The 26,910-nt window shown below is 73.1% G+C and carries 25 protein-coding genes; 14 read left to right on the top strand and 11 right to left on the bottom strand.

The annotated features are described in order from the left end of the window. Window positions 1-60 precede the first annotated feature (60 nt). Entirely contained in the window at window positions 61-945 is an 885-nt protein-coding gene (gene sigJ, locus ABZ919_RS27310; RefSeq protein ID WP_361252755.1) for an RNA polymerase sigma factor SigJ, read from the bottom strand. Window positions 946-1,067: 122 nt separating this feature from the next. Here sigJ and ABZ919_RS27305 point away from each other — a divergent pair, with 122 nt between their 5' ends. From ABZ919_RS27305 to ABZ919_RS27290, 4 genes are all read left to right on the top strand, one after another. After that, window positions 1,068-1,721: an NAD(P)-binding domain-containing protein gene (locus tag ABZ919_RS27305; protein WP_361252753.1), complete on the top strand. Its 654-nt coding sequence runs from the start codon at window positions 1,068-1,070 to the stop codon at window positions 1,719-1,721. Window positions 1,722-1,826: 105 nt separating this feature from the next. Further along, the gene (locus tag ABZ919_RS27300; protein ID WP_361252751.1) at window positions 1,827-2,657 is read left to right on the top strand and encodes an alpha/beta fold hydrolase; all 831 of its coding nucleotides are present in this window, start codon (window positions 1,827-1,829) and stop codon (window positions 2,655-2,657) included. Between the two features lie 364 nt (window positions 2,658-3,021). After that, window positions 3,022-4,605, top strand: coding sequence for an alkaline phosphatase D family protein (locus ABZ919_RS27295; protein ID WP_361252749.1), 1,584 nt, complete (start codon window positions 3,022-3,024; stop codon window positions 4,603-4,605). A gap of 241 nt (window positions 4,606-4,846) precedes the next feature. Further along, window positions 4,847-6,295, top strand: coding sequence for a GNAT family N-acetyltransferase (locus ABZ919_RS27290; RefSeq protein WP_361252747.1), 1,449 nt, complete (start codon window positions 4,847-4,849; stop codon window positions 6,293-6,295). Window positions 6,296-6,436: 141 nt separating this feature from the next. On the opposite strand, the gene ABZ919_RS27285 is transcribed toward ABZ919_RS27290, so the two are convergent. Continuing rightward, on the bottom strand, window positions 6,437-7,636 hold the full coding sequence (locus tag ABZ919_RS27285) for a PLP-dependent transferase (RefSeq protein WP_361252745.1): 1,200 nt from the start codon (window positions 7,634-7,636) through the stop codon (window positions 6,437-6,439). Between the two features lie 60 nt (window positions 7,637-7,696). Here ABZ919_RS27285 and ABZ919_RS27280 point away from each other — a divergent pair, with 60 nt between their 5' ends. Further along, complete coding sequence (locus tag ABZ919_RS27280; protein ID WP_361252743.1) at window positions 7,697-8,191, top strand: Lrp/AsnC family transcriptional regulator; 495 nt, start codon at window positions 7,697-7,699, stop codon at window positions 8,189-8,191. 52 nt (window positions 8,192-8,243) lie between these two features. Further along, a complete protein-coding gene (locus ABZ919_RS27275) occupies window positions 8,244-9,935 on the top strand; it encodes a DUF885 domain-containing protein (protein ID WP_361252741.1) in 1,692 nt (563 codons plus the stop codon). Between the two features lie 10 nt (window positions 9,936-9,945). Here ABZ919_RS27275 and ABZ919_RS27270 read toward each other — a convergent pair whose 3' ends face one another. Continuing rightward, window positions 9,946-10,788, bottom strand: a complete 843-nt coding sequence (locus ABZ919_RS27270) for an SDR family oxidoreductase (RefSeq protein ID WP_361252739.1) — start codon at window positions 10,786-10,788, stop codon at window positions 9,946-9,948. Between the two features lie 341 nt (window positions 10,789-11,129). Here ABZ919_RS27270 and ABZ919_RS27265 point away from each other — a divergent pair, with 341 nt between their 5' ends. From ABZ919_RS27265 to ABZ919_RS27250, 4 genes are all read left to right on the top strand, one after another. After that, the gene (locus ABZ919_RS27265) at window positions 11,130-11,807 is read left to right on the top strand and encodes a hypothetical protein (RefSeq protein WP_361252737.1); all 678 of its coding nucleotides are present in this window, start codon (window positions 11,130-11,132) and stop codon (window positions 11,805-11,807) included. A gap of 170 nt (window positions 11,808-11,977) precedes the next feature. Further along, complete coding sequence (locus tag ABZ919_RS27260; protein ID WP_361252735.1) at window positions 11,978-12,223, top strand: ferredoxin; 246 nt, start codon at window positions 11,978-11,980, stop codon at window positions 12,221-12,223. After that, window positions 12,213-13,604, top strand: a complete 1,392-nt coding sequence (locus ABZ919_RS27255; RefSeq protein ID WP_361252733.1) for an FAD/NAD(P)-binding oxidoreductase — start codon at window positions 12,213-12,215, stop codon at window positions 13,602-13,604. The genes ABZ919_RS27260 and ABZ919_RS27255 overlap by 11 nt, the downstream gene beginning before the upstream one ends. A gap of 33 nt (window positions 13,605-13,637) precedes the next feature. After that, window positions 13,638-14,876, top strand: coding sequence for a cytochrome P450 (locus ABZ919_RS27250; RefSeq protein ID WP_361252731.1), 1,239 nt, complete (start codon window positions 13,638-13,640; stop codon window positions 14,874-14,876). An 18-nt stretch (window positions 14,877-14,894) separates the two neighbouring features. On the opposite strand, the gene ABZ919_RS27245 is transcribed toward ABZ919_RS27250, so the two are convergent. Continuing rightward, entirely contained in the window at window positions 14,895-15,410 is a 516-nt protein-coding gene (locus tag ABZ919_RS27245; RefSeq protein WP_361252729.1) for an immunity 21 family protein, read from the bottom strand. 26 nt (window positions 15,411-15,436) lie between these two features. Next, window positions 15,437-15,913 (bottom strand): rhodanese-like domain-containing protein, encoded by a 477-nt coding sequence (locus tag ABZ919_RS27240; RefSeq protein WP_361252727.1) that lies wholly within the window; start codon window positions 15,911-15,913, stop codon window positions 15,437-15,439. A 94-nt stretch (window positions 15,914-16,007) separates the two neighbouring features. Between ABZ919_RS27240 and ABZ919_RS27235 the strand changes: the two genes are divergently transcribed. Further along, entirely contained in the window at window positions 16,008-16,454 is a 447-nt protein-coding gene (locus tag ABZ919_RS27235; protein WP_361252726.1) for an Lrp/AsnC family transcriptional regulator, read from the top strand. Between the two features lie 5 nt (window positions 16,455-16,459). Here the strand turns inward: ABZ919_RS27235 and ABZ919_RS27230 are convergent, their stop codons facing one another. The 5 genes from ABZ919_RS27230 to ABZ919_RS27210 form a co-directional block, all read right to left on the bottom strand. Beyond that, on the bottom strand, window positions 16,460-19,450 hold the full coding sequence (locus ABZ919_RS27230) for an SMC family ATPase (protein ID WP_361252724.1): 2,991 nt from the start codon (window positions 19,448-19,450) through the stop codon (window positions 16,460-16,462). Continuing rightward, a complete protein-coding gene (locus ABZ919_RS27225; RefSeq protein ID WP_361252722.1) occupies window positions 19,447-20,610 on the bottom strand; it encodes an exonuclease SbcCD subunit D in 1,164 nt (387 codons plus the stop codon). The genes ABZ919_RS27230 and ABZ919_RS27225 overlap by 4 nt, the downstream gene beginning before the upstream one ends. 107 nt (window positions 20,611-20,717) lie before the next feature. Then, entirely contained in the window at window positions 20,718-21,344 is a 627-nt protein-coding gene (locus ABZ919_RS27220) for a YigZ family protein (protein WP_361252720.1), read from the bottom strand. Between the two features lie 138 nt (window positions 21,345-21,482). After that, the gene (locus ABZ919_RS27215; protein WP_361252718.1) at window positions 21,483-22,025 is read right to left on the bottom strand and encodes a histidine phosphatase family protein; all 543 of its coding nucleotides are present in this window, start codon (window positions 22,023-22,025) and stop codon (window positions 21,483-21,485) included. Next, window positions 22,022-22,831 (bottom strand): hypothetical protein, encoded by an 810-nt coding sequence (locus tag ABZ919_RS27210; protein WP_361252716.1) that lies wholly within the window; start codon window positions 22,829-22,831, stop codon window positions 22,022-22,024. Before ABZ919_RS27210 ends, ABZ919_RS27215 begins: the two co-directional genes overlap by 4 nt. Before the next feature lie 120 nt (window positions 22,832-22,951). On the opposite strand from ABZ919_RS27210, the gene ABZ919_RS27205 reads away from it, so the two are divergent. The 3 genes from ABZ919_RS27205 (at window position 22,952) to ABZ919_RS27195 (ending at window position 26,502) form a co-directional block, all read left to right on the top strand. Further along, window positions 22,952-23,359, top strand: coding sequence for a CoA-binding protein (locus ABZ919_RS27205; RefSeq protein WP_361252714.1), 408 nt, complete (start codon window positions 22,952-22,954; stop codon window positions 23,357-23,359). A gap of 214 nt (window positions 23,360-23,573) precedes the next feature. Beyond that, complete coding sequence (locus ABZ919_RS27200) at window positions 23,574-25,214, top strand: APC family permease (protein ID WP_361252712.1); 1,641 nt, start codon at window positions 23,574-23,576, stop codon at window positions 25,212-25,214. 64 nt (window positions 25,215-25,278) lie between these two features. Beyond that, complete coding sequence (locus tag ABZ919_RS27195; protein ID WP_361252710.1) at window positions 25,279-26,502, top strand: 4-hydroxybenzoate 3-monooxygenase; 1,224 nt, start codon at window positions 25,279-25,281, stop codon at window positions 26,500-26,502. Here ABZ919_RS27195 and ABZ919_RS27190 read toward each other — a convergent pair. Next, complete coding sequence (locus ABZ919_RS27190) at window positions 26,496-26,858, bottom strand: metalloregulator ArsR/SmtB family transcription factor (protein ID WP_361252708.1); 363 nt, start codon at window positions 26,856-26,858, stop codon at window positions 26,496-26,498. The two genes, ABZ919_RS27195 and ABZ919_RS27190, sit on opposite strands and share 7 nt — an antisense overlap. Between the last annotated feature and the right edge of the window lie 52 nt (window positions 26,859-26,910).

Raw genomic sequence — 26,910 nt, 5'->3', positions numbered from 1 at the left:
GGAGTGTGTGACATTGCGGCAAAGCCCCCATCGCAGGACGGGGGCTCGTGGCGGAGGGGGTCAGCACTCCGCGAGATGCCCCAGTTTGTCCGGGTTGCGCACGACGTACACGGTGGCGACGCGGCCGTCGGCGATGTCCAGCTGGAGCAGGCTGTCGGGCTTGTCGCCGGACAGGAGCAGCACCGCAGGACCGCCGTTGGCCTCTATGAAGCGATAGGACGGCGCCGCCGGGGGCTTCCGCGCGACACCGAGGAGGAAACGGCCGACCTTGTCGGCGGTGTACAGGATCCGCGCCGGCGCCTTCGCCTTGCCGCCGCTGTCGCCGACCAGCCGGACGTCCGGTGCCAGCAGGGACATGAGCCCGTCCAGGTCGCCGTCGGCCGCTGCGGCGAGGAAACGTTCTGTCAGCTCCCTGCGCTGGACCGCGTCGACCTCGTACCGCGGCCGCCGCTCGTCGACGTGCCGGCGCGCCCGTCCGGCCAGTTGCCGTACCGCCGCCTCGCCGCGGTCGAACAGGGCCGCGATCTCGGCGTATGGGTAGCCGAACGCCTCCCTGAGCACGAAGACGGCCCGCTCCAGCGGCGACAGCGACTCCAGGACGACCAGCACGGCGAGGGAGACGCTGTCGACGAGCACGGCGCGGTCCGCCGCGTCCGGGACGGCGTCACCGAACTCGGTGACGTACGGCTCCGGCAACCACGGACCGACGTACGTCTCGCCGCGGGTCTGCACCTGGCGCAGACGGTCGATGGCCAGACGCGTGGTGACACGTACCAGATAGGCGCGGGGTTCGCGGACCTCCGCGCGGTCGGCGCGGGACCAGCGCAACCAGGCGTCCTGGACCACGTCCTCCGCGTCGGCCACCCGGCCCAGCATGCGGTAGGCGACGCCCATGAGCAGGGTGCGGTGCTCTTCGAAGACATGGGCCGCGGTCTCTGTGGTCACCGCCCCATCCCATCCGACACGCGCGTGGACTGTCCACCCGGAATCGGGCCGACCGCCCTGGGCCGGTATCACAATGACCGCGGACCGCCGGGGGCCGGCGGCCGGTGACCTGGAGGTGGCCGATGCGGTACGCGGTGCTGGGCACGGGCGAGGTGGGCCGCACCCTGGGCGGCAGGCTGGTGGAGCTGGGGCACGAGGTCACCCTCGGCTCGCGCGTCAAGGACAACCCGGTGGCCCTGGAGTGGGCCACGGCCGCGGCCGAGCGGGCCAGAGCGGGCACGTTCGCCGAGGCGGCCGCATCGGCCGAGGTGGTCGTCAACGCGGTGGGCGGCCGGGTGGCGCTCGACGCCCTGCGGGCGGCCGGCGCCGAGCACCTCGACGGCAAGGTCCTGGTGGACGTCTGCAATCCGCTGGCGTTCGAGGACGGTCAACCGCGGCTGGACCCGGTGGAGTCGGACAGTGTGGGAGAGCAGATCCAGCGGGCCTTCCCGCACACGCGCGTGGTGAAGACGCTGAACACGGTCAACTGTCAGGTGATGGTGGATCCGGGCCGGGTGCCCGGCGCGCACCACCTGTTCGTGTGCGGCGAGGACGCCGGGGCCAAGGCGCAGGTCACGGGTCTGCTCGGGGAGTTGGGGTGGCCGGCCGAGCGGGTGCTGGACCTGGGCGGGATCCAGGCGGCGCGGGCGACCGAGATGTATCTGCCCTTGTGGCTGGCTCTGATGCGGCAGTCCGGGAGCGCGGACTTCAACATCGAGGTGCGCCGGGCGGACTGACCGCCACGGCGGCGCGGGACGCGCTCCCACCGGGGGCTACCGGCCGGTAGCAATTGCTGACAAGCTGTCTACGGCGTCCGTCAGCACCCAGACGAGGAGCACCCCATGTCCGCCACCGTCTCCTTCAAAGTCCCCACTCCGCACGGCCGGAAGGACGTGACCGTCTCCTACGCGCGCGTGGGACGCGGCGAACCGCTGGTCCTGCTGCACGGCATCGGCCACCACCGGCAGGCCTGGGACCCGGTCGTGGACATCCTCGCCACCGAACGCGACGTGATAGCCGTCGACCTGCCCGGCTTCGGCGCCTCCCCGGCCCTGCCGGACGGCCTCGCCTACGACCTGCCCACCACCAACGCCGTGCTCGGTGCCCTCTTCGAGGCGCTGGAGCTGGACCGCCCGCACATCGCGGGCAACTCGCTGGGCGGGCTGCTCGCCCTGGAGCTGGGCCGGGAGAAGCTCGTACGGTCCGTCACCGCCCTCTCCCCCGCCGGGTTCTGGACGGAGGGCGAGCGCCGGTACGCCTTCGCGGTGCTCCTCACGATGCGCGGCATCGCCCAGCGGCTCCCGCTGCCGCTGGTGGAGCGGCTGTCGCGGACCTCGGCGGGCCGTACCGCGCTGACGAGCACCATCTACGCACGCCCCGCGCTCCGCGCCCCGAAGGCCGTGGTCGCCGAGACGCTCGCGCTGGTGGGCGCCACCGGGTTCGAGGCGACGCTGAAGGCGGGCACGGCCGTCCAGTTCGCCGACGATCTGCCGGGGCTGCCGGTCACGGTGGCCTGGGGCACCCAGGACCGGCTCCTGCTGCGCCGTCAGGGCGTGCGCGCCAAGCAGCTGATCCCGCACGCCCGCCTGGTGCGGCTGCCCGGCTGCGGCCACTGCCCGATGAACGACGACCCGGCCCTGGTCGCGCGGGTCATCCTGGACGGCAGCCGCTGACACAGGAAGCCGCTGCCACAGGTGGACGTGGGCGGCGAAGCCGACACTGTCCGCGAAGCCGGCGCCGGCCGCGAAGCCCGCACCCGTGGCACACCCCCGCCGGCCGGGCTCGCCGGAGACGGGCCGCCCGGTCGCCGGGGCGCCGCTTCGCCGAAGGGCTGGACAGCCGCCCGTATCGCCCTGCCACTCGGTGCCGGACCGCTCGGCAGGCGGGTCGCGGTCGCCGGTGCCGGGCCGCACGCGCGCGTGGGGGCTCGGCGGTTCCCCAAGGACCGTTGTTCACTTGCGGTTTGCGCGCGCGCCGCAGCGCCCCAGTAGGTGTGGCTCTGCACACTGGCCGGATCCCTTCCCTGGAGGCGCAGCCATGTCACACCGTCCGTCCCCCGGCCGCCGCAGCGTTCTGCGCGGCTCCCTGGCCGCGTCGGCGGCCCTCACCCTGCCCGCCGGACTCGGCGCGGCCCCGGCGTTCGCCCGCTCCGGGCGCCCCCAGGCGAGCTGGGGTGTGCAGGCGGGCGATGTGACGACCGACTCCGGTCTGGTGTGGGTGCGGGCGGACCGGCCGGCCCGGATGATCGTGGAGACCTCGGCCACCGAGTCGTTCCGCAACCCGCACCGATGGTACGGTCCGCTGCTCGGCTCCGGCACGGACTACACCGGCACCACCCGGCTGCACGGCCTGCCGTCGGGCGAGCAGATCCACTACCGCGTGCTGCTCGCCGACCCGGACGACCCGCGCCGCACGAGCGAGCCGGTGACCGGCACCTTCCGGACCGCGCCGGCCCGGCGACGCCAGGGCGTGCGGTTCGTGTGGTCCGGCGACCTGGCCGGACAGGGCTGGGGCATCAACGAGTCCATCGGCGGCTACCGCATCTTCGACGCCATGGCGAAGGTCGATCCGGACTTCTTCCTGTGCAGCGGCGACAACATCTACGCCGACGGCGTGATCCCGGCGGCGCAGGCGCTGCCCGACGGCAGCGCGTACCGGAACGTCACCACCGAGGAGAAGTCGCACGTCGCGATCACGCTGGACGACTTCCGCGGCAACTTCCGCTACAACCTGCTGGACCAGGCGCTGCGCCGGTTCAACGCCCAGGTGCCGAACATCATCCAGTGGGACGACCACGAGGTCCGCAACAACTGGTACCCGGGCGAGGTCATCGGCACCGGCACCCCGTACCCGGCCGGCACGAAGCTGGACGACCTGGCCCCGCGCTCGCGCCGGGCGTTCTCCGAGTACTTCCCCGTCTCCACCATCAGCGGGCGTCCGGACGGGCGCATCTACCGGGTCGTCCACCACGGTCCGCTGCTGGATGTGTTCGTGCTCGACATGCGCACCTACCGCAACGCCAACTCCCCCGACGACCAGACCGTGGATCCTCAGGGCATCCTCGGCCGCGAGCAGCTCGAGTGGCTCGAGCGCGAGCTGGCGAAGTCCCGCGCGGTGTGGAAGGTCATCGCCAACGACATGCCGCTCGGCCTCGTGGTGCCCGACCCGGTCGAGGGCAAGCCGAACTTCGAGGCCGTGGCGCAGGGCGACCCGGGTGCTCCCCTCGGACGTGAGCTGCAGATCGCGGAGCTGCTGCGGTTCATCAAGCACCGGCGGATCACCGGCACGGTGTGGCTGACGGCCGACGTCCACCACACCTCCGCCCAGCACTACGACCCCTCGCGGGCCGCGTTCAAGGACTTCGAGCCGTTCTGGGAGTTCGTCTCGGGCCCGCTGAACGCCGGTGCCTTCCCGGCCGGCGCGCTGGACGGCACCTTCGGCCCGGACCGGGTGTTCGTCAAGGCGCCCACCGCCTCCAACGTCTCGCCGGCCCAGGGCTACCAGTTCTTCGGCGAGGTCGACATCGACGGTGACAGCGGCGAACTGACGGTCCGGCTGCGCGAGTACGACGGCACCGTGCTGTTCACGCAGACCCTGCAGCCGGGCCGGGTCGGCCAGTAGGCACGGGCGGGCCCGCGGGCCGCGTACCCTGGAGCGTGCCGCGCACCGGTGTCATCCCACGGAGCGCGGCACCGCCAACTCCTCCGTTCCACGGTTCTGTGGCGCGCTCCCCGATCATGGTGTCGCCGTCGGCGGACGGCCGACAGGACGTAGAAAATCCAATAAAAGGGACGGAGCATGCTTTACCCATCGGTCACAAACCGTTCGTGATCACGCAACACCCTTCCTTCACAGTGGCTGCATGACTGCAAACATGTCGGATGTGACCCGGGCGAAGCACGGACGCCCCGTGCACCACTGGCGGCGCGACCTCGTGGAGCTCGCCGCCCTCTTCACGGCCGTGGCGGTCGCCGACGGAGTGGCGAATCTGATCGGGCACGGTCCCGGCGGTCCCGCTCTGCTGGTGATCTCGGCGCTGACGCTGGCCGCGACGGCCGGCTTCCACACCTGGTGGGCCCGCCGCCACGGACACGCACCGCCGGCCGGCCATACCGGCGCCCGGCCCGCCGCCGAGACGCGGCCGGCCGGGCCCGCCAGGCAACCGGACGGCACCGCGGAGGACGTGACGGACAGCCGTACGCTGTGGCGGATGCGGACGACGGTGAAGGACGAGCCGGGCACGCTTGCGGCGCTGTGCGGGGCACTGGCCGACCGGCGGGTCGACATCCTGAGCCTGCAGACGCACCCGCTCGCCGACGGCACGGTGGACGAGTTCCTGCTGCGGGCGCCGGGCACGCTGGGGGCGGCCGAGATCACCCGCGCGGCCGCGCAGGCCGGCGGCACGTCCACCTGGATCGAGCGGGCCGACGCCCACGATCTGGTCGACGCCCCCACCCGGGTGCTCGGGCTGGCCGCGCGCACGGCGCTGGACGCGGCCGAACTGCCGCTGACCCTGCGGCAGTTGCTGGGCCGGTGCACGATCCGCTCACTGCCCGGTGCACCGGTCGGCGGAGGCCGCGGGCCCGAGCCGGTGCCGGTCGAGGGCGTGCTGGAGGACACCGTCATGCGGCTGCGGGCGCCGGAGGGCGGAGTGCTCACCGTGGAGCGGCCTTATCTGCCGTTCACGCCCACCGAGTTCGCCCGGGCCCGGGCACTGGTGGAGCTCGACAACCGGCTCGGTCCGCGGATCCCGCGCGGCACGGACGTCCTGACGCTGCCCGAGGGCAACGACATCATCGTCCGCCGGGCCGACACCTCGGACCTGGCCGCCGCCAAGGCGATGCACGAGCGGTGCTCGGCGCGCACCCTGGGCCTGCGCTACCACGGCCCGGTCGGTGACGCGGACCGCTATCTGAACCATCTGCTCAGCCCCCGTTTCGGCCGGACGCTGGCCGCGCAGACCGCCTCCGGCCGCATCGTCGGGCTCGGGCATCTGCTGTGGGACGGCGACGAGACCGAGGTCGCGCTGCTGGTCGAGGACGACTGGCAGCAGCGCGGCATCGGCGGTGAGCTGCTCGGCCGGCTGGTGGCGATGGCCGTGGAGGCCGGCTGCGACAGCGTGTACGCCGTGACCCAGGCGTCCAACACCGGCATGGTCACCGCGATGCGCGGCCTCGGTCTTCCCCTGGACTACCAGATCGAGGAGGGCACGCTCGTCATCACCGCCCGCCTGGACGCCGCGCCGGCCGTCGCCCGGTCGTCGTACGCCACCGGCCACCACCGGCTCGGCGACCCGGCCGGCCGGAACTGACACACCTCCGGCCGCGGCCGGCCCCCACCTCATCACCGCGCGCGTACCGGCCCGGCCCCCACCGCCGGGCCGATACGTCGGTCGATGCGCGGTGGTGTCCGCGGTGCCCATCCCCGCGCCGCCGCGGCCGGCCGGTACGGCTCAGCGCACCGCTTCCCTCAGCGGTACCGGCGTCCGGACAGGCTCCCCCAGGGCCTGGTCCAGATCGGCCCACAGGTCGTCCACGTCCTCCAGGCCCACCGACAGCCGCAGCAACCGGTCGCTCACCCCCGCACCGCGCCGGTCGTCGGCGTCCACGATGCGGTGGCTGATGGAGGCAGGGTGCTGGATGAGCGTGTCGACGCTGCCGAGGCTCACCGCCGGGGTGACGAGCCGGACGCGGGAGATGACCTCGTGCGGATCGCCGTGCACCTCGAAGGCGATCATGGCGCCACCCAGCCGCGGGTAGTGGACGCGGGCCACGCGCGGGTCCGCGGCGAGCCGGCCTGCCAGTTCGGCGGCGCTCGCGGAGGCGGCTCGGACCCGCACCGGGAGCGTGGACAGTCCCCTCAGCAGCAGATAGCCCGCCAGCGGATGCAGGACCCCGCCGGTGGCGAAACGTATCTGCCGCAGCCGGCCCGCGAACTCCTCGTCGCAGGCGACCACTCCGGCCAGTACGTCGCCATGGCCACCGAGGTACTTGGTGGCGCTGTGCAGCACCAGACGGGCGCCGTGCTCGGCCGGGCGCTGCAGCACGGGCGTGGCGAAGGTGTTGTCGGCGAGCAGGGGAACCGAACCGCAGGCGTGGGCGACGGCCCTCAGGTCGACTTCGGCGAGGGTCGGGTTGGCCGGGGACTCCACCAGCACCAGACCGGTGTCCGGGCGCAGCGCGTCGGTGATGCCGGCCGGGTCGGTCCAGGTCACCTCGGAGCCGAGCAGCCCGGCCGTGAGCAGATGGTCGCTGCAGCCGTACAGGGGCCGTACCGCCACCACATGCCGCAGGCCCATGGCGGCGCGGGCCAGGAGGACCGCGCTCAGTGCGGCCATGCCACTGGCGAAGGCGACCGAGGACTCGGTGCCCTCCAGGCGGGCCAGGGCCGTCTCGAAGCGGGCGACGGTCGGGTTGCCGAGACGGCCGTACACGGGCGGTCCCACCGGGTCGGCGCCGTCGGTGGCGAAGGCGTCGATGCGCGCCGCCTCCCCGCGGCTGTCGTACGACGGGTAGGTCGTGGACAGGTCAATCGGCGGGGCGTGCAGACCCTGGCGGGCGAGATCGTCGCGGCCGGCGTGCACGGCCTCGGTGGCAAGGGCTCTCGATGCGGTGCGTACGCCGTCGTAGGCACCGGTGCTCGCTGTGTCCATGCGCGGAAGGGTGAACAGTGAACGGTTCACCGGAAGCGAATGCCGTGCTACGTTCGCCGCATGGCCGAATCTGTCGTACTGGATCCGGTGGATCTCCATCTGCTGCGGCTGCTGCAGAACGACGCCCGGACCACCTACCGCGATCTCGCCTCGCAGGTGGGCGTGGCACCGTCGACCTGTCTGGACCGGGTGACCAGGCTGCGTCGCTCCGGGGTGATCCTCGGGCACCAGCTGCGGCTCGATCCGGCCAAACTGGGGCGCGGGCTGCAGGCCCTGCTGTCGGTGCAGGTGCGCCCGCACCGCCGGGAGCTCGTCGGACCGTTCGTGGAACGGATCCGGGCGCTGGCGGAGGCGCGGACGGTGTTCCATCTGACGGGGCCGGACGACTATCTGGTGCATGTGGCCGTCGCGGACATGGCCGACCTGCAGCGGCTGGTGCTCGACGAGTTCACCTCCCGGCGCGAGGTGGCCCGGGTGGAGACCCGGTTGATCTTCCAGCAGTGGGACTGCGGACCGCTGCTGCCGCCCGGCCACGCCGGCCACGCCCAGAGCTGAATCCCGCGAAACGCGGGTGACGCGCTGATCCTTCTCGTACGAGGATGGGCGCATGTCTGAGACGAAGAGCCCGCTGCCCCGTGAGGTGGCCGACGCGTACGTGGACGGCCTCATCGCCCTCGATCCGGTCACCGGTACCTACCTCGGTGTGAAGGAGAGTTCGAGCCGCCTGCCCGACTACTCGCCCGCGGGCCAGAAGGCCCTCGCGGAGCTGACACGGACGACACTCGCGAGGCTGGACGAGGCGGAGCGCCGGCCCGGGGCGGACACCGACGCCGAGCGGCGCTGCGGTCGGCTGCTGCGGGAGCGGCTGACCGCCGAACTCGCCGTGCACGAGGCGGACGAGTACCTGCGCGCGGTCGGCAACATGGCCACGCCGGGCCACTCGGTGCGGGACATCTTCACCGTCACGCCGGCGCAGACGGAGGAGGACTGGGCGGCGATCGCCGAGCGGCTGCGCGCGGTCCCGGGCGCGCTCGCGGGCTACCGTGAGTCGCTGCAACTGGGCCTCGACCGCAAGCTGTTCGCGGCACCGCGGCCGACCGCGACGTACATCCAGCAGCTCACCGAGTGGACGGACACCGACGGCAAGGGCCGTGGCTGGTACGAGGACTTCGCCGCCGCCGGGCCCGAGGCGCTGCGCGCCGAGCTGGACCAGGCGGCCCGCGCGGCGACCGGTGCCCTGGTGGAGCTGCGGGACTGGCTGCGGGACGTGTACGCGCCGGCGATCGAGGGCGCCCCGAACACGGTGGGCCGCGAGCGGTACGCGCGCTGGTCCCGCTACTTCAACGGCACCGACCTGGATCTGGACGAGGCGTACGCGTACGGATGGTCGGAGTTCCACCGGCTCCTCGGCGAGATGAAGCGGGAGGCGGAGAAGATCCTGCCCGGCGCCGAGACCCCGTGGGTGGCGCTCGCCCACCTCGACGAGCACGGCCGGCACATCGACGGCGTGGAGGAGGTGCGGGAGTGGCTGCAGGGCCTGATGGACAAGGCCATCGAGGGCCTGGACGGCACGCACTTCGAACTCGCCGAGCGGGTGCGCCGGGTGGAGTCGTGCATCGCGCCGCCCGGCGGCGCGGCGGCCCCCTACTACACGCCTCCCTCCGAGGACTTCTCCCGGCCCGGCCGCACCTGGCTGCCGACCATGGGGCAGACCCGCTTCCCCGTCTACGACCTCGTCTCCACCTGGTACCACGAGGGTGTGCCCGGGCATCACCTCCAGCTCGCGCAGTGGGTGCACGTGGCCGAGAACCTCTCGCGCTACCAGGCGACGGTCGGCATCGTCAGCGCCAACGCCGAGGGCTGGGCGCTGTACGCGGAGCGGCTGATGGACGAGCTGGGCTACCTCACGACCCCCGAGGAACGGCTCGGCTACCTGGACGCGCAGATGATGCGGGCGGCCCGGGTGATCGTGGACATCGGCATGCACCTGGAGCTGGAGATTCCCGCGGACTCGCCGTTCCACCCCGGTGAGCGGTGGACACCGGAGCTGGCGCAGGAGTTCTTCGGCGCGCACAGCAGCCGGCCGGCGGACTTCGTGGAGAGCGAGCTGACCCGGTATCTGACGATTCCGGGCCAGGCGATCGGCTACAAGCTCGGTGAGCGGGCGTGGCTGCTGGGCCGGGAGAAGGCACGGGAGCGGCGCGGCGACGCGTTCGACCTGAAGGCGTGGCACATGGCGGCGCTGTCGCAGGGCTCCCTGGGCCTGGACGACTTGGTGGACGAGCTCTCCCGGCTCTGACCGCCCGGCGTCAACGTCGGTAGCCTCCCTCCGAGTTGATGACCTCCCCGGTGATCCAGCCGGCCTCGTCGGTGGCCAGCCAGGCGATGAGGCGGGCCGGGTCGTCGGGGAGGCCCCAGCGTCCACCGGGGAACCGGGCGGCGACGGCCGCGTGGGCCTCGCCGGTGGCGTAACCGGTGTCCACCGGGCCGGGGTTGACGGCGTTCACCGTGATGCCCTGTTCGGCGAGCGCGGTGGCCAGGGAACGGGTGATCGAGGCGAGGGCCCCCTTCTGGAGGGCGTAGGCGATCTCGCCGGTCATCCCGCCGCCCCGATCCTGTCCGGAGGTCATCAACACCACCCGCCCGCCGGGAGTGCCCTCGGGCAGCCGGGCGCGCGAGCGGGCGTGGGCCTGGACGAGCAGCAGGACCGAGCGGGTGTCGACCGCCCAGTGCGCGTCGAGCATCGCGGCGTCGATCTCGTCCAGGGTGCCGTCCGAGCCGCTGAGGGCGTGGTTGGCGACGAGGATGTCCAGGCGCCCGAACTCCGCTACGACGGTGTCGATCAGCCGGGCCGGTTCGGCCGGGTCGGCCAGGTCACCGGGGCCGCAGACGACGCGGCCCCCGGGGTCGCCGAGCGCCGCGCGCACGGAGCCGGCCACGGCCTCCGGACTGTCGGCGCCCCAGGGCGTCGCGGCGTCGTGCGGCACATGGTGGTGCAGATACACACTCGCGCCGTACCCGGCCAACCGCCGCGCCACGCCGTGCCCGATCCCGGCACGCCGACTCGCCCCCGTGACAAGGGCGGTTCGACCGCGCAGAGGCAGCGGATCGCGACGCAGATCTTCCCGGGCCGGGGAGGTGTGTGAAGGCACGGCCGCCGAGCCTAGGGGTACGCGGAGCGCGGGGCGAGCGAATTGCCGACGGTACGCGGGTCACGCGGATGCGGCAGCAGGCCGGCGCCGGGCCGGCCGCATGGACGCCGGTACCGGCGTCCAGCCGAGCGTACGGTGCTGGGGCCGGCGCCGGGCCGACCGTCGAGGCGCCGGGGCCGAGCAGCGTGCACGGGGCACCGGCCCACTGTCGCTGTCGTCCCGCACGGGCACGGGCGTGAAGGCAGGGGGCCGCGCGCTCCGCCGGACGGCCGTGCCCCGGTGGCGTGAGCCGGCGGGCAGCCGCTAGCTTGCCGGAGGCGATGCGGAGGAGGCTGACCGGCATGCAGCGGAAGAGGCCGGCGCAGCAGGCGCTGGAGACGCCGCGGGCCGCCGGACTGGCCGGAGTCGTGTTCGCGCTGCTGCTGGCGGCGGCGATCGTCCTGGTCCGGCTGGGGGTTCCGCAGGGAGCCGACGCGGTCACCGCCCGCGGGTTCACGGACTCCACCCGGCGCAGCGGGCTGCAGGCGGCCCTCGCGCTCGTGCCGTTCGCCGGCATCTTCTTCCTGTGGTTCATGGGCGTCGTACGGGCGCATGTCGGTGTGGTCGAGGACAGGTTCCTGGTCACGGTGTTCCTCGGCAGCGGCCTGGTCTTCACGGCCACGGTGTTCGGCGCCGCCGCGGCGGCCGGTGCCGTGCTCTCGGTCGCGCACCCGGCGGGTGCCGCACCGCCGCCCGCGTCCTGGGACTTCGGCCGCCACTTGGCGTACACGCTGCTGGTGGGGTACGCGATGCGGATGGCGGCGGTCTTCGTGTCCGCCGTGTCGGCGATCGGTCACCGTCTCGGAGTCCTGCCCCGCTGGCTGACCACCGTCGGCTACCTCAGCGTGCTGACCGTGCTGTTCGTCTCGGGCCATGTGCCCTGGGCGGAGCTGGTCTTCCCGGCCTGGTCCCTGCTGCTCAGTGCGCACATCCTCGTCGCTGGCGGTCGCCCCCGGCCGGATCCCGCCCCGCGCGTGTGACGGACCGAGGAGATGCGCCCCGCTGCGGCCGCAGCCCCGGACGGGTTTCCCGGCGCGCGCTCCCGCCGCACCGGACTCATGCTGGCAGACGGGACATGACCGCCGTCCGGGAATGCCGTGCGACACGGCCGGCGCACACCGGACCTGGCCACCGGAAGGGCGGAGCGCCGATGCGGCTCGTCGTCGATCTCAACAAATGTCAGGGCTACGCCCAGTGCGCGTTCCTCGCGCCCGACGTCTTCGCCATGCACGGCGACGAGGCGCTGATCTACAACCCGCACGCACCCGAGGAACAGCGGGAACGGCTGGCCCGCGCCGTCGCCGCCTGCCCGGTGCAGGCCATCACGGCGGACGGGCTGGACGGCGTGGGTGGGACGAGCGGCGAATCGGCCCCGGAGGCGTCGGATGCCCGCTGACCAACTGGCCTGGCTCAGGCGCGAGGGGCGGATCGTGATCGTGGGTGCCTCGCTGGCGGGCCTGCGGGCCGCCGAGACCCTGCGTGCCGAAGGCTTCTCCGGCGAGCTCACTCTGATCGGGGAGGAGCCGTACGAGCCGTACGACCGGCCGCCGCTGTCGAAGTCGGTCCTGCTCGGCATGGCGTCCCCGCACCACACCGAGCTGCCGCACCGCCGGGAGATCGACGCCAAGTGGCGGCTCGGCGTCGCGGCGAGCGGTCTGGACCTGACGACGAAGCGGGTCCGGCTGGCCGACGGGGACGAGGTGGAGTACGACCGGCTGCTGATCGCGACCGGCGTGCGCGCCCGGCCCTGGCCGAAGGAGGAGGAGGCCCGGCTGGACGGCGTCTGTCTGCTGCGGACCCGGGAGGACGCGGCCGATCTCTGCCAGAGGCTCAAGGCGGGGCCGCGCCGGGTGTTCGTCATCGGCGCCGGCTTCGCCGGTTCGGAGATCGCCTCGGCCTGCCGGGAGATGGGCATCGCCGTCACCGTCGCGGAGCGCGCCGGTGCTCCGCTGGTGGGCGCGCTCGGCGGGGTGATCGGCGCGGTCGCCGCCGACCTGCAGACCGAGAACGGTGTGGACCTGCGCACCCATGTCACGGTGACCTCGCTGGAGGGTGACTCGGTCGGCCGGGTACGGGCCGTCCACCTGTCCGACGAGAGCGTCGTCGAGGCGGACGTGGTCGTGGTCTCGCTGGGCTCGCTGCGCAACACCGAGTGGCTGGCCGGGTCGGGGCTGGGCGCCGGCCCCCGGGGCATCGCGTGTGACGCGGGCTGCCGGGCCTTCGACTTCCGGGGCATCGTCACCGACGACGTCTTCGTGGCGGGTGACGTCGCGCGGTCCCCGCACGCGCTGTTCGGCTACCAGTTCCTCTCGCTGGAGCACTGGGGCAACGCCGTGGCCCAGGCGGAGACGGCCGCGCACAACATGATCTGTCACGGGGCCGAGCGGCGCCCGCACCTGTGGATGCCCGCGTTCTGGTCGTCGATGTTCGGCGTGAACATCAAGTCGGTCGGGGTGCCGCCGATGGGTGAGCAGCTCATGATCACGCAGGGTTCGCTGGCCGAACGCCGGTTCGTCGGCGTCTACGGTTACAAGGGCCGTGTCATCGCCGCCGTGACCTTCGACAACACCCGGTGGCTGGAGTTCTACGCACGGCAGATCGAGCAGGGCGCGCCCTTCCCGGTGGAGTTCCCGACGATGGACCGGCGCCCCGAGGGCCGGCAGCCGGTGGCGGCCGACTTCCCCGACCCGTCCCTGCCGACCCACGGCCCGACCGTGACCCTCAGCGGCTACTCGCCGGCCGACCAGCACCTGGTCTTCCACCCCGCCCGGCACTGACCGGCGCCCGGCCCGACGCTCCAAGGACTTGTCATGACGCAGGCCCCGCTGTTCCGCCAGATCACCGACTTCGCCAACCGCGCCAACCCCTACCCGCTGTACGAGGAGCTCCGCAGGACCCCGGTCCTGCACGAGGAGGAGGGCGGTCCCTACGTCTTCAGCTCCTACTACGACATCGAGGCCCTGCTGCACGACCCCCGGGTCAGCTCCGACTCGGCCAACCTCGCCGCAGCCGGGGAGGATCCGCTGGCCCAGTCGGACGAGACGGGCGGACTGCCGCCGTCTTTCCTGCGGCTCGACCCGCCCGAGCACGACCGGCTCCGGCGCATCGCCAACAGCGCCTTCGGGCCGCCGCACCGGCCGCGCCGGGTCGAGAACATGCGCGGCGACATGGTGGCCACCGTCGAGGAGCTGATCGACGGCTTCGGGGACGCCCGGCAGATCGACCTGGTCGACCAGTTCGCCTATCCCTTCCCCGTGACGGTGATCTGCCGGCTGCTCGGCGTGCCCCGGGAGGACGAGCCCCGCTTCCGCGCCTGGGTCGACCCGCTGGTCGCCAGCCTGGACCCGGAGGCACGCGAGAACCCCGACCCCGAGTTCGTGAAGAGGGCGCAGGAAGCGCGGATGCAGCTCGGGATGTTTCTGGCGGCACTGGTCGAGCAGCGCACCAGGGAACCGCAGGACGACATGCTGTCCGACCTGGTCAACAGCCATGGTCCGGACGGTGCCATGACGATGATGGAGGTGCTCAGCACCGCGGTGCTGCTGCTGATCGCCGGTCACGAGACGACGGTCAACCTGATCACGAACGGCATGCTCACCCTGCTGCGCCACCCGGACGTCCTGCAGCGCCTGCGCCAGGACCCGGGCCTGTCGGTGAAGATCGTGGAGGAGCTGCTGCGCTACGAGCCACCCGTGCAGATCGTGCCGCAGCGCACCAGCATCACCGACATCGAGGTGCGCGGGGTCACCATCCCCAAGGGCTCACGCATCTGGCTCGTGCTGGCAGCCGGCAACCGCGACCCCGAGCGGTTCAAGGATCCCGAACGCTTCGACCCGGACCGCGGGGACATCCAGCACCTCGGGTTCGGCAGCGGCATCCACAGCTGTTTCGGCGCTCCGCTGGCCCGGACAGAGACCCAGATCGCGCTGTCCGAACTGGCCCGGCGGCTGGAGAATCCCCGGCTGGTCGAGGACCCGCCGCCGTACCGGCAGAACGCGGTGCTGCGCGGACCCCGGCATCTGAACATCGCCTTCGACGGGCTGCGTTGACGGCCGTAGCCGGTCCGGTCAGTGGTCGAGCCGTCTGAGCTGCACCAGGCCGGCCCAGGTCTCCGGTCCGGGCTGGACGTACGCGGAGCGCACCGCGTACGGGCCGGGTTCCAGCGGGATCCGCAGGTGTTCCTGGCCGGCCGCGGTGCCACCGGGCCAGGCCGAGTCGAAGAGCAGCACCGGACCGGGCACCTGCCAGTGCACCTCGCTCCCCCACACCGCGGTGCCGACCGCGGCAAAGACGCCGGCGAGCAGTTCCGCCTCCGAGTTCGCGGCGGACCAGCGTACGAAGAGGCCGCGGTCCGCCAGGAAGGAGGTGGAGGCGGGTTCGTCGCCGAACACCAGGGCCGCGCTGTCGCCGACGGGCAGCAGGCCGATGTGGCCGTCGACCTCGCACGCGCGGTCGTAGTCCGTGTCGAGTTCCTCGCTGTCGGCGCCCGCCCAGAACGGCAGGACCGTCTCCGGGACGGCTATCAGCGGGCCGCCGCCCGACTCCACCCACTCCAGCGCGCCTGGATCCGCGTATCGAGCCATGGGCAGAGAACCTACACGGGCGTGCGTCAGCAACCGCACGCACCTGCCACGGGCGCGGTCAGCGGATCGGCGTCGCGCTGTTCGCGTCCCTGCCCGGTCTCGTAGGCGAAGCCCTCGCGCGCCCAGTACTCGAAGCCGCCGAGCATCTCCTTGACCTGGTAGCCGAGTTCGGCCAGGGCGAGTGCGGCGCGGGTGGCACCGTTGCAGCCGGGGCCCCAGCAGTACGTCACCACCGGCACGGACCTGTCCAGCAGCTGCCCGGCCTGCTCGGGGACGAGCGCGGTGGGCAGGTGGACGGCGCCGGGGATGTGCCCCTGGTCCCAGGACTCGGTCGAGCGCGAGTCCACGACGACGAAGCCGGGATCGCCGCCGACCGCGAGTGCGGCGGCCACGTCGGAGACGTCGGCGTGGAAGGCCAGAGAGGCCCGGAAGTGGGCGGCGGCCTCGGCCGGGGCGGCGGGGGCGACGCGCAGGACGGGGTTGCCGGAGGTCGTGGTGATCATGCCCGGAAATCTACGGCTCACCACCCCGCCCATGAAGTGAGGATCCACGGCCTTCCCCTTGTCCCGGCCGGGAATCCCCTGCTATCCATCCGGGATGACCGTGTATTCCCCGGACGCCACCGACTGGCGCATTCTCGAGGTCCTCCAGCGGGAGGGGCGCGCCAGCTACGCCGAGCTGGCGCGTGCCGTCTCCATGTCGCCGAGCGCCGTCACCGAACGGGTACGGCGGCTGGAGGAGGCGGGGGTGATCCAGGGATACGCGGCGGTCGTCGATCCCGAGCGGCTCGGGCTGCCCATCCTGGCGTTCGTGCGGCTGCGGTACCCCAACGGCAACTACAGGCCGTTCCACGACCTGGTGGCCGCGACGCCCGAGATCCTGGAGGCGCACCATGTGACGGGCGACGACTGCTTCGTCATCAAGGTCGCCGCACGGTCCATGTCCCATCTGGAGGAGATCTCCGGCAGGATCGGCGCGCTGGGCTCGGTGACCACCAGCGTCGTGTACTCCTCTCCGCTGTCCCGGCGTGCGCTGGGCCGCTGACCCGCTCAGACACCCCGCTGCACGAGCGTCGACCCCGATCTGCCCTTCACCACCTCCAACTGAGCGTGGATCCGGCGCCGCAGGTCGGGGACGTGGCTGACGATGCCGACGCTGCGGTCCCGTTCGCGCAGGGAGTCCAGGACATCCAGGACTTCGTCGAGGGTCTGGTCGTCGAGGCTGCCGAAGCCCTCGTCGATGAACAGGGTGTCCAGGCGGACACCGCCGGCCTCGTCGGTGACGACGTCCGCGAGGCCGAGGGCGAGCGCGAGCGAGGCGAAGAAGGTCTCGCCGCCGGACAGGGTGGCGGTGTCCCGTTCGCGTCCGGTCCAGGCGTCGACCACGTGCAGGCCGAGCCCGCTGCGGCCGCGTCCGGTGCGGTCGTCGGAGTGGACGAGGGTGTAGCGGCCCGACGACATGCGCTGCAGCCGGGCGGTCGCGGCGGCGGCGACCTGCTCCAGCCGCGCCGCGAGCACATACGACTCCAGGCGCATCTTGCGCTCGTTGTCGGCGGAGGTGCCGGCGGTGAGGGCGGCGAGACGGGCGACCCGGTCGTACTCCTCGCGGAGCGGGGCGAGGTGCCGTACGGCCTGGGTGGCGTGTGCGGAGAGGCGGTCCAGTTCGGCACAGCAGCGGGCCGCGGCGTCGCGTGCGGACGCCGCCTCGCGCAGCCGGCGCTCCGCCGTGGCCGCCGCGCGCTCGGCACCGGCCGCGTCCGCGGGCGGGCGCTGGGCGGCGGCCGCGGTGTCGGCCTCCGCCAGCACCGAGCGGACCGCGGCCTCCTCCGTCTGCCACGCGTCCAGGCGGTGCTGCAGCTCGCGGTGGGCGGCCGCGTCGAGGAGGGCGGCGGCCGCGGCCTGCGGGGTGTCGAACCCGGCCCGGTAGGCGGCGTCGGCGAGGCGTGCGTCGGCGTCCTTGAGGCGCTGGGCGGCGTCCTCGGCGGCGCGTACGGCGTCGGCGGCCTCGGTGAGCAGCGCCGCCTGCCGCTCCAGCTGCGCGGCCCGGGCGGCCACGCTGGCGGAGCCGCCGCGCGCCCGGGCCAACTCGGATTCGAGCTGGGCCCGTTCGCGTTCGAGCGTCTCCCGCCGGGTGAGCCGGGAGGCGGCGCGTACGGCGGCCTCCTGACGGTCGGCCAGGCGCCGCTCACGCTCGTGCTCGGCGCGGCGCAGCTCCTCGTGGGCGGCGTGCAGCGCGGAGGCGGCGTGGCGGGCGTGGGCGTACTCCTGCTCCAACCCGGCGGTCGCCTCTTCGAGTTGGGCGGTGGGTGTGTCACCGGCCTCGGCGGTGGCGGCGGCCAGGGCCTCGCGGACCACGCCGAGCCGCCGCGCGTCCTCGGTGTGCTGTTCCTCGGCCCGCCGGTGGGCGGCGAGGGCGCGGTCCTCGGTGTCGCGGTCGACGTGTCCGGCGACCTTGCGGGCCGGTGCGGGGTGTTCGGTGGCTCCGCAGACGGCGCAGGGCTCGCCGTCGGTGAGGTGGGCGGCCAGCTCGGCGGCGATGCCGTTCAGGCGCTGTTCCTTGAGGTCGAGCCAGTGCGCACGGGTGTCGAGGGCGCGCTGTTCGGAGCCGAGCGCCTGCTGCCGTGCCTGCTCCAGGTCCGCGGCCAGCTGGTCCCGGGTGCGGGCCGCGTCCAGGCGCCTGCGCATCGGTTCCCGCTGGACGGCGAGCTGTTCGGCGCGGGTGGCGGCCTCCTGCGCGGAGTCGACGCGGGACTGCAGCGCCGCCCGGGTGGCGTGCCACTCGGCGAGCCACGCCTCGGCCTCGCGGAGCACGTCCTCGTCGGCGCACTCCTGCCGGTCGAGCCCGGCCCCCTCCTCGTCCAGGTCGGCGAGCCGCCGCTCGGCGCGCCGGGCCGCGTCCAGGCCGCCCAGTTCCTCGGCGGCGCGACGGGCGGCGGCGGCGAGCCCTCCCGCGCCCGCGTCGGCGCAGGAGTCGGGCAGCAGGCCCCGTGCGTGTGCCTCGGCCCGGGCCGCCCTGTGGTGCTCCTCCTCGGCGGCGTCCCGCAGCTCGAGGGCGGGCGCGACCGCCTCCGCCTTGCGGGCCCGCTCCATGCGCTGCTGGGCCTCGCGGTGGGCACCGGCCCGCTCCTGAAGCCGTTCGGCGCGCTGCCGGGCCTCGGTGAACCGGGTTTGCAGCCGGGCGAGTTCGCGTACGCCGTCCAGGGCGCGCCGTCCGTCGGCGTGGGCGGACTCGGCGGCGGCGAGCCGGCAGTGGGCGACGGTGAGGCGTTCCCGGGCGGTGGCGCGGGCGACGGCGGCGGCACCGAGCACGGCGTCGGCCAGGCCCGGATCGCCGGGGGCCAGCTCGGGCAGCTCCATGGCGTCGCCGGCCTCCTGCTGCATGCGGTGGGCGTCGGCGAGGAGTGCCGCGTCGCCTTCCCGCACACGGGCCTCGGTGGCGCGGCGGCGTTCGGCGAGGCGCTTCTCGACGTCGGCGAACCGCCGGGTGTCGAAGAGGCGGCCGAGCAGCCGGCCGCGGGCCTCGGCGTCGGCGCGCAGGAAACGGGCGAAGTCGCCCTGGGGCAACAGCACGACCTGGCAGAACTGTTCGCGGCTCATGCCGAGCAGTTGGGTGATCTCCTCGCCGATCTCCTGGTGGGAGCGGCTGCGGTCCTTCCAGGCACCGGCCGCGGCGTCGTACTCGCGCAGCCACGTCTGGGCCTTGTCGACGGTCGTGCCCGTGCCGCGCAGTTTGGGCCGCTCCCACGGCGGCTGCCGGGTGATCTCCAGCCGGCGCCCGGCGACGGTCAGGTCGAGACGGACCTCGGTGCGGGTGCGCGGCTCGGCGTGGTCGCTGCGCAGGTTCATGCCCTGGCCGCTCTGCCGGGCGCCGGGAACGGAGCCGTACAGGGCGTAGCAGACGGCGTCCAGGACGGTGGTCTTGCCGGCGCCGGTCGGGCCGTGCAGCAGGAAGAGGCCGGCGGCGGACAGGGCGTCGAAGTCGACGCCGTGGGAGCCGCCGAAGGGCCCGAAGGCGGTGATGTCGAGCCGGTGGAGTCTCACCGCGCCACCTCCCGCACGGCGTCGTCGGCACGCACGGCGTCGAAGGCCTCGCGCAGCACGGCCGCCTCCCGGTCGTCGGGCCCGGCGCCGCGGACATGGGCGACGAAGTCCTGGGCGATCTGCTGGTCGCTGCGGCCCGCGAGGCGGCGGGCGTACGACACCGAGGGGTCGTCCGGGGCGCGCTCGGGGGCGAAGACGAGGCTGAGGGTGTGCGGGAAACGCTCGGCGAGCCGGGCCATGGGGTCGGCGGGCCGGACGGCGTCGGTGAGGGTGGCCTCGACCCAGGCGTCCTCGTGGCGGGCCAGCTCCGGGTCGGCTAGGAGGTCGTCCAGGACGCCCCTGATGCGGGCCAGCGGGCGCGGCACCGGGCAGTCGAGGCGCTCGGCGGCGACCGTGCCGTCGGCGTCGAGGTCGACCAGCCACATGCTCTTGCGGTGGTCGGCCTCGGAGAAGGAGTAGGCGAGCGGGGAGCCGGAGTAGCGCACGCGCTCGGTGAGGGTCTGGCAGCCGTGGAGATGGCCGAGGGCCACGTAGTCGACGCCGTCGAAGACTCCGGCGGGTACGGCGGCGACCCCGCCGACGGTGATGTCCCGCTCGCTGTCGCTGGCCTCGCCCCCCGTGACGAAGGCGTGGGCGAGGACGACCGAGCGGGTGCCCGGCGGGCGCGTGGCGAGGTCGGCGCGGACGCGGTCCATGGCGGCGCCGAGCACGGATTCGTGGCCGGCTCTCTCCACCGCGAACTCGTCCTTCACGAGGGCAGGTTCGAGGTACGGCAGGCCGTAGAAAGCGACGTCGCCGTGGGCGTCGGCCAGCACGACCGGGAGGCCGGCCGCCGACGGCTCGGTGCGCAGGTGGATGCCGGCCCGCTCGATGAGCCCGGCGCCGACCCCGAGCCGGCGGGCCGAGTCGTGGTTGCCGGAGATCATCACCGTGGGCACGCCGAGGTCCGCGAGGCGGTGCAGGACGTCGTCGAACAGCTCGACCGCGGCGAGCGGGGGCACCGCGCGGTCGTACACATCGCCCGACACGACCACCGCGTCCACCTGGTGCTCGCGCACGGTGGTGACGAGGTGACCGATGAACTCGGCCTGGGCCCCGAGCATGTTCACCCGGTGGAAGGCCCGGCCGAGGTGCCAGTCGGACGTGTGCAGGAGTCTCATGATCCCCGAGACTAACGGCCGGGTCTGACATCACGGGCGGTTACTCCCGTATCAGCCCGTCATGGGCGGCCACGCACGCACCCGTTATGCCGGATTAGGGCAGAACGTCACGCATCTCCGTAGGCTTCGCCGCCCAGTTCGAGCTCCGCCGTGCCCGCCGTCACATCGGCGAGCCAGGCACGGAAGGCGTCCACGTCGGCGTCCGGCAGGCCGATCTCGAGCGTGACGGCCTCGCCGTAGCGGACGTCCCGGACCCCGCGGCCCGTGGCGCGCAGATCGTTCTGGACCTTGCCCGCGCGCTGGTGGTCGACGGTCACCGTGGCCAGCCGGAAGCGGCGCCGGGTGAGCGTGCCGAGTGTGTCGAGGGCCTCACCGACCGCGCCGCCGTAGGCGCGGATGAGTCCGCCCGCGCCGAGCTTGACTCCTCCGTAGTAGCGGGTGACGACCGCGACGACGTAGCGCATCTCACGGCGCAGCAGCATCTGCAGCATGGGGACGCCTGCGGTGCCGCCCGGTTCGCCGTCGTCGCTGGCCCTCTGCACCGAGGCGTCGGCTCCGATCACGTACGCCCAGCAGTTGTGTGTGGCGTCGGGGTGCTCCTTGCGCACGGAGGCGATGAAGTCCTGCGCCTCCTGCTCGGTGGCGGCCGGGGCCAGCGCGCACAGGAAGCGGGAGCGGTTGATCTCGGTCTCGTGCACTCCCGCGCGGGCGACTGTGCGGTACTCGTCCTGCATCCCGTCAGCGTAGGCGCTCCGCCGGGCGCACCGGGACGGAGGTGCCGCCGGTCGCCGTCGTTCGGCTGCGGCGCCGTCCGGGCCGGTCGCGCCGCGCGGCGGAGCCGCACGCCGACACAGCCCCGCGCCCCGGGGGCGCTAGCCCTTCCGCCCGCGTGGCACGGTGAACGACGTCAGCAGAGCCGTGCCGGGGCCGAGGGCGGGCCAGCCGGTGCCGTGCCAGGACAGCAGGGCGATCGCCGAGGTGGGGAACTTCGTCCGCACCCGGTCCAGCGCGTCGTCGAGACCGTCCCCGGCCAGTTCGAGGACCAGCTCCTCCAGCCCTGGGTTGTGCCCGACCAGCAGCAGCGTCTCCACCTCGGGCGGTGCCTCGTGGACCACCTGCAGCAGGTCCGGTACGCCGGCCCCGTACAACCGCCGGTCGTACCGCACCGGCGGCGGGGTGCCCCACTCGGCCGCGGCCAGCTCCCACGTGCGGCGGGCGCGCACGGCCGGCGAGCACAGGGCGAGGTCGGGCAGGCAGTCGGTTTCGGCGAGGGCGCGCCCCGCGGCCGGGGCGTCGCGCAGACCGCGCGGCGCCAGCGGCCTGCGGTGGTCCTCGACACCCTCGGGCCAGGCGGACTTGGCGTGCCGCAGGATGACCAGCCGGCGCAGCGGGCCCGTGCCCGCCCGCGCGATCACGCGAGGCTCCCGAGGTCACGGGCGAGGTCGAGGGCGAGCAGGCGGTCGGCGTAGACGTACGTCTCGAAGCGGGCCCCGTCGGCCGGGCCGGTGCCGGTCTCCACGTCCCGCAGCACGTCCAGCACTCCGGGCAGGTCGAGGTCGTCCTCCCACGCGGAGCGCAGCCGGGTGCGCACCTCGTCGGGCACCGGCCGCGACGGCTGCCGCGCCCACCCGGCCACGGCCCGCCGCCATCGCGCCAGCCGCCCGGCCGCCTCGTCCAGCGCGGCGCAGTCCAGCCGGACGGGCTCGCCGCGCGGAACGGAGAGCAGCGCGAGCCGGAGCGCAGCGGGGTCGTCGAGCGGGACCTGCGGCGCGGGGGGTGCGGCGGGGTCGGGAGTGTGGGCCCCGAGCGGCTCCCCCGTCCACTCCAGCGGCGCGACCCACACCACCGGACCCTCGCCGACGGCATCCGTGTCCTCGGCCGTCACCTGGATCGCCTGGGCCTCGCCCAGTCCCGGCGTCAGGGTGCGGCCGTCCTCGAAGGGGCGGATGGACAGGGTGGCCGCGGCGGCGCGGAGGCCGGCGTGGTGGTGGGCTGCGGTCAGGGTCGTCCAGACCGGGGTGCCGGACAGTTCCAGGGCGCGGACCAGGACGTCGGCGGTGAGCAGCACCCGCAGGGCCGTCGGGTCTAGGCCGGAGGCGCGGGCCTCGACCCGGGTCAGGCCGCGGCGGGCGGGCGCGGCGGGGACGGCCTCACCGGTTCGGGCGTCGAGGATGCGCAGCACGAGGTGAGCGTAGGCGGCCGGGCGGCCGTACGCAGGCATCTCGTGCCGATTACGGACATGGCGGTTGCCGAGACGGCGGTGCGGTGGCGGTACGGGAATCCGGTCCCGAACCAGGCTGTTGCCCCTGCAAAGAGCTCCAGCAGCCACGAGGAGGCGGCCGTGTACGGCGACGAAGCGACGATCCGCAGGATCCTGACCGAGCTGGGTGACACCTGGGCGGTGGTCGGGCTGTCCACCAACCGCAGCCGGGCCGCGTACGGGGTGGCCCAGGTGCTCCAGCGGTTCGGCAAGCGGGTCGTGCCCGTGCACCCGAAGGCAGAGACGGTGCACGGCGAACGGGGCTACGCCTCGCTCGCGGAGATCCCCTTCGCGGTCGACGTCGTCGATGTCTTCGTCAACAGCGAGCTGGCCGGCGCGGTGGCCGACGAGGCGGTGGCGAGGGGCGCGCGAGCGGTGTGGTTCCAGCTCGGTGTCGCGGACGAGGGCGCCTACGAACGGACCCGGGCGGCCGGGCTCGACATGGTCATGGACAGGTGCCCGGCGATCGAAATCCCCCTTCTGCGGTAGCGAATCTCTCCTTCTACTCACAATTCACCTCTGAATATTGACATTCCTAGTACCCTTCTGACCTGTGACAAGGCAGTGACCGAGTGTGCGCCCAAGACACCGAAGATCCCGGGTCAAAATTTGGTTAACACTCTTTTGCTCACTCGGAAAGTCTCCCTAGCCTGTGGCCTCCTTGCCCGTTAACGCTGCGTATAGATCTGAGAGGCCACTAGACATGGCGAACGTCGACCAGGCTGCGCCGGTAGCCACAAGCGACACCGGCGGCGGCCTGCGCCGAGATGTGGGACTCATCGGGCTCATGTGGGCCTCCGTGGGCTCCATCATCGGCTCCGGCTGGCTCTTCGGTGCCGAGAAGGCGGTCACGGCGGCCGGCCCCGCTGCGATCATCTCGTGGGTGATCGGTGCGGTGGCCATCGTGCTGCTCGCCCTCGTGCACGCCGAGCTCGGCGGCATGTTCCCGGTGGCGGGCGGTACCGCGCGCTACCCGCACTACGCCTTCGGCGGCCTGGCCGGCATGTCCTTCGGCTGGTTCTCGTGGCTGCAGGCCGCGACGGTGGCCCCGATCGAGGTCGAGGCCATGATCGGCTATGCCAAGCACTGGCACTTCGCCGACGGCCTGCAGAACACCAACGGCACGCTCACGGTCAGCGGCATCGTCGTCGCGGTGGTCCTCATGGCCGTGTTCGTCGCGGTCAACTTCCTCGGCGTCCGTGTTCTGGCGCACACCAACAGCGCCGCCACCTGGTGGAAGATCGCCGTCCCGCTCGCCGCGATCTTCGTCATCGCCATCGGCAACTTCCACCCGGGCAACTTCACCTCCGAGGGCTTCGCCCCGATGGGCGCCAAGGGCGTCCTGACCGCGATCAGCTCCAGCGGCATCATCTTCGCCCTGCTCGGCTTCGAGCAGGCCATCCAGCTGGCCGGCGAGAGCCGCAACCCGAAGCGTGACCTGCCCCGCGCCACGCTCGGCTCGGTCGCGATCGGCTCCGTGATCTACCTCCTGCTCCAGATCGTGTTCATCGGCGCCCTGCCGCACGTCTCCTTCGCGAAGGGCTGGGCGAACCTGGCCTACGCCGGCATCAGCGGCCCCTGGGCGGGTCTCGCGTCGCTGGTCGGCCTGGGCTGGCTGGCCTGGGTCCTGTACGCCGACGCGATCATCTCCCCCGGCGGCACCGGCCTGATCTACACCACCGCCACCTCCCGCATCTCCTACGGCCTGGCCAAGAACGGCTACGCGCCGAAGGTCTTCGCCAAGACGGACGCGCGCGGTGTGCCGTGGTTCGGCCTCGCGATCTCCTTCGTGACCGGCGTGGTCTGCTTCCTGCCGTTCCCGAGCTGGCAGGAGCTGGTCAGCTTCATCACCTCGGCGAGCGTGCTGATGTACGCCGGTGCCCCGCTGGCCTACGGCGTCTTCGCGGACCGGCTGCCGAACCACGAGCGTCCGTACCGTCTGCCCTTCGGCAAGTTCATCTCGCCGCTGTCCTTCGTGGTCGCCAACCTGATCATCTTCTGGTCCGGCTGGGACACCCTGTGGCGCCTGGGCTTCGCGATCCTGATCGGCTACGTGCTGCTCGGCTCCTACGCCTGGTACGCGATCCGCAAGAACCTGCCCAACGCTCCCCGGCTGGACTTCAAGGCCGCGCAGTGGCTGCTCCCGTACCTGGCGGGCATCGGCGTGATCTCCTACCTGAGCACCTTCGGCGGCACCAACGACCTGCCGCTGTGGTGGGACATCCTGGTCGTCGCGGTGTTCTCGCTCGTCATCTACTACTGGGCCAAGGCGACCGCCTCCAAGCCCGAGCAGATCGAGCGTGACATCGAGGAGGTCGTGGTCACCGACGCCCCGGCGCACTGACCCCTCTCTCACCTGGTGTCCCGTCGGCCGGATGCGGCTGACGGGACACCGTCATAATGCGGGGATGATCTTCCCTTCCCCCCACCTCGGATCCGCGCCCGAGGAACGGCGTACGGTCGTCGTCGTGGGCGCCGGCCCCGCCGGGCTCACCGTCGGCGGCATCCTGCGGTCCGCCTCCGTCGACTGTGTCGTGCTGGAGACCGAGAGCAGGCAGTTCATCGAGACCCGGCCCAGGGCCGGTGTCATCGAGGAGTGGGCGGTGCGCGAACTCGGCCGGCGCGGACTGGCCGAACGGCTGCCGGAGCGGGCCGAGTCGCACGGTGCCTGCGAGTTCCGCTTCGACGGCGAGCGGTACCGCTTCCCCTACGCCGAGCTGACGGGCAGCCGCCACTACGTCTATCCACAGCCGTTGCTGGTGACCGACCTGGTCCGGGAGTACGCCGACGTACGCGGTGGTGACATCCGCTTCGGTGTGCGCGACGTCGCGCTGCACGATCTGGACTCGGACCGGCCGGCGGTGTCGTACCGGTGCCCACAGACGGGTGAACGGCGGCTGCTGCGGTGCGACTTCGTCGTGGGATGCGACGGCGCGCGCGGGGTCACGCGGGACGCGATACCCGCCGGGCGCCGGCGGATCGCGCGCCAGGACGACGGCATCGCCTGGCTGGCGCTGCTCGCCGAGGTGCCGCCGTCGACGGACTGTGTCCTGTTCGGCGTCCATCCGCGCGGTTTCGCCGGGCAGATGCCCCGCAGCCCCGGGGTGACCCGGTTCTACCTCCAGTGTCCGCCCGGCGACGATCCGGAGAACTGGCCGCACGACAGGGTCTGGACCGAGCTGCGCGAGCGGCTCGGCGCGTCCGGAGCGCCCCCGCTCACCGAGGGCAGGCTGACCGAGAAACGCGTCCTGGACATGCACCACTACGTGGTCGAGCCCCTCGCCCACGGGAGGCTGTTCCTGGCCGGGGACGCCGGTCACCTGGTCGCGCCCATCGCCGCGAAGGGCCTGAACCTCGCCCTGCACGACGCCTTCCTGCTGGGCGACGCGCTCGCCGCACAGGTCACCAAGGGCGACGGCACCGGCCTGGACGGCTACTCGGCGGCGTGTCTGCGCCGGGTGTGGGACTACCAGGAGTTCTCGCAGTGGCTGTCGGACATCTATCACGGTGTCGCGTCCGGCGACCCGTTCCGCGCCGGCACCACACTGGCCCGGCTGCGCCGGCTGTTCACCTCACCGGCCGCGGCGGCCGCCTTCGCCGAGCAGTACCTGGGTACGGCGGCCGCCTACTGACCCCCCTCGCGCCTTTCGGCGAGGTGGTGGTCGGCCGTCTTCAGGGCCTCCTGAACGAGCCGGCTCAGATGCCCGTGGGGGAGTGAGTAGATCACCCGGCGGCCCTCCTTGCGGGTCCTCACCAGGCCGGCGAGCCGCAGCCGCGCCAGGTGCTGGCTCACGGCGGGCCGGGCGGCGCCACAGGCCTCGGTGAGCGTCGTGACGTCGGCCTCGCCGGTCGTCAGGGCGTGCAGCAGGGTGAGACGGGTGCGGTCGCCGAGCAGGGCCATGAGCTCGGCGGCGAGCGCGAACTGTTCCTCGCCCGGACTGCGCGGGTGCGCATGGTGTGCAGGTGACAGGTGCATGCGTGCGCTCATACGCACATAATGGTCCGGTGGACGCGACGCGTCCACTCCCGCACACCGGAAG

The organism is Streptomyces sp. NPDC046759 (assembly GCF_040645475.1).
Lineage (GTDB): Bacteria > Actinomycetota > Actinomycetes > Streptomycetales > Streptomycetaceae > Streptomyces.
The sequence above is the reverse complement of the archived record's forward strand: the minus strand, read 5'-3'. Positions and strand labels throughout refer to the sequence as shown.

Bases quoted from the DNA above. Each gene is read 5' to 3' on its own strand.
- ABZ919_RS27305 (WP_361252753.1), top strand. From the start codon at position 1,068: ATGCGGTACGCGGTGCTGGGCACGGGCGAGGTGGGCCGCACCCTGGGC.
- ABZ919_RS27300 (WP_361252751.1), top strand. From the start codon at position 1,827: ATGTCCGCCACCGTCTCCTTCAAAGTCCCCACTCCGCACGGCCGGAAG.
- ABZ919_RS27295 (WP_361252749.1), top strand. From the start codon at position 3,022: ATGTCACACCGTCCGTCCCCCGGCCGCCGCAGCGTTCTGCGCGGCTCC.
- ABZ919_RS27290 (WP_361252747.1), top strand. From the start codon at position 4,847: ATGACTGCAAACATGTCGGATGTGACCCGGGCGAAGCACGGACGCCCC.
- ABZ919_RS27285 (WP_361252745.1), bottom strand. From the start codon at position 7,636: ATGGACACAGCGAGCACCGGTGCCTACGACGGCGTACGCACCGCATCG.
- ABZ919_RS27280 (WP_361252743.1), top strand. From the start codon at position 7,697: ATGGCCGAATCTGTCGTACTGGATCCGGTGGATCTCCATCTGCTGCGG.
- ABZ919_RS27275 (WP_361252741.1), top strand. From the start codon at position 8,244: ATGTCTGAGACGAAGAGCCCGCTGCCCCGTGAGGTGGCCGACGCGTAC.
- ABZ919_RS27265 (WP_361252737.1), top strand. From the start codon at position 11,130: ATGCAGCGGAAGAGGCCGGCGCAGCAGGCGCTGGAGACGCCGCGGGCC.
- ABZ919_RS27260 (WP_361252735.1), top strand. From the start codon at position 11,978: ATGCGGCTCGTCGTCGATCTCAACAAATGTCAGGGCTACGCCCAGTGC.
- ABZ919_RS27255 (WP_361252733.1), top strand. From the start codon at position 12,213: ATGCCCGCTGACCAACTGGCCTGGCTCAGGCGCGAGGGGCGGATCGTG.
- ABZ919_RS27250 (WP_361252731.1), top strand. From the start codon at position 13,638: ATGACGCAGGCCCCGCTGTTCCGCCAGATCACCGACTTCGCCAACCGC.
- ABZ919_RS27245 (WP_361252729.1), bottom strand. From the start codon at position 15,410: ATGGCTCGATACGCGGATCCAGGCGCGCTGGAGTGGGTGGAGTCGGGC.
- ABZ919_RS27240 (WP_361252727.1), bottom strand. From the start codon at position 15,913: ATGATCACCACGACCTCCGGCAACCCCGTCCTGCGCGTCGCCCCCGCC.
- ABZ919_RS27235 (WP_361252726.1), top strand. From the start codon at position 16,008: ATGACCGTGTATTCCCCGGACGCCACCGACTGGCGCATTCTCGAGGTC.
- ABZ919_RS27225 (WP_361252722.1), bottom strand. From the start codon at position 20,610: ATGAGACTCCTGCACACGTCCGACTGGCACCTCGGCCGGGCCTTCCAC.
- ABZ919_RS27220 (WP_361252720.1), bottom strand. From the start codon at position 21,344: ATGCAGGACGAGTACCGCACAGTCGCCCGCGCGGGAGTGCACGAGACC.
- ABZ919_RS27210 (WP_361252716.1), bottom strand. From the start codon at position 22,831: ATGCCTGCGTACGGCCGCCCGGCCGCCTACGCTCACCTCGTGCTGCGC.
- ABZ919_RS27200 (WP_361252712.1), top strand. From the start codon at position 23,574: ATGGCGAACGTCGACCAGGCTGCGCCGGTAGCCACAAGCGACACCGGC.
- ABZ919_RS27195 (WP_361252710.1), top strand. From the start codon at position 25,279: ATGATCTTCCCTTCCCCCCACCTCGGATCCGCGCCCGAGGAACGGCGT.
- ABZ919_RS27190 (WP_361252708.1), bottom strand. From the start codon at position 26,858: ATGAGCGCACGCATGCACCTGTCACCTGCACACCATGCGCACCCGCGC.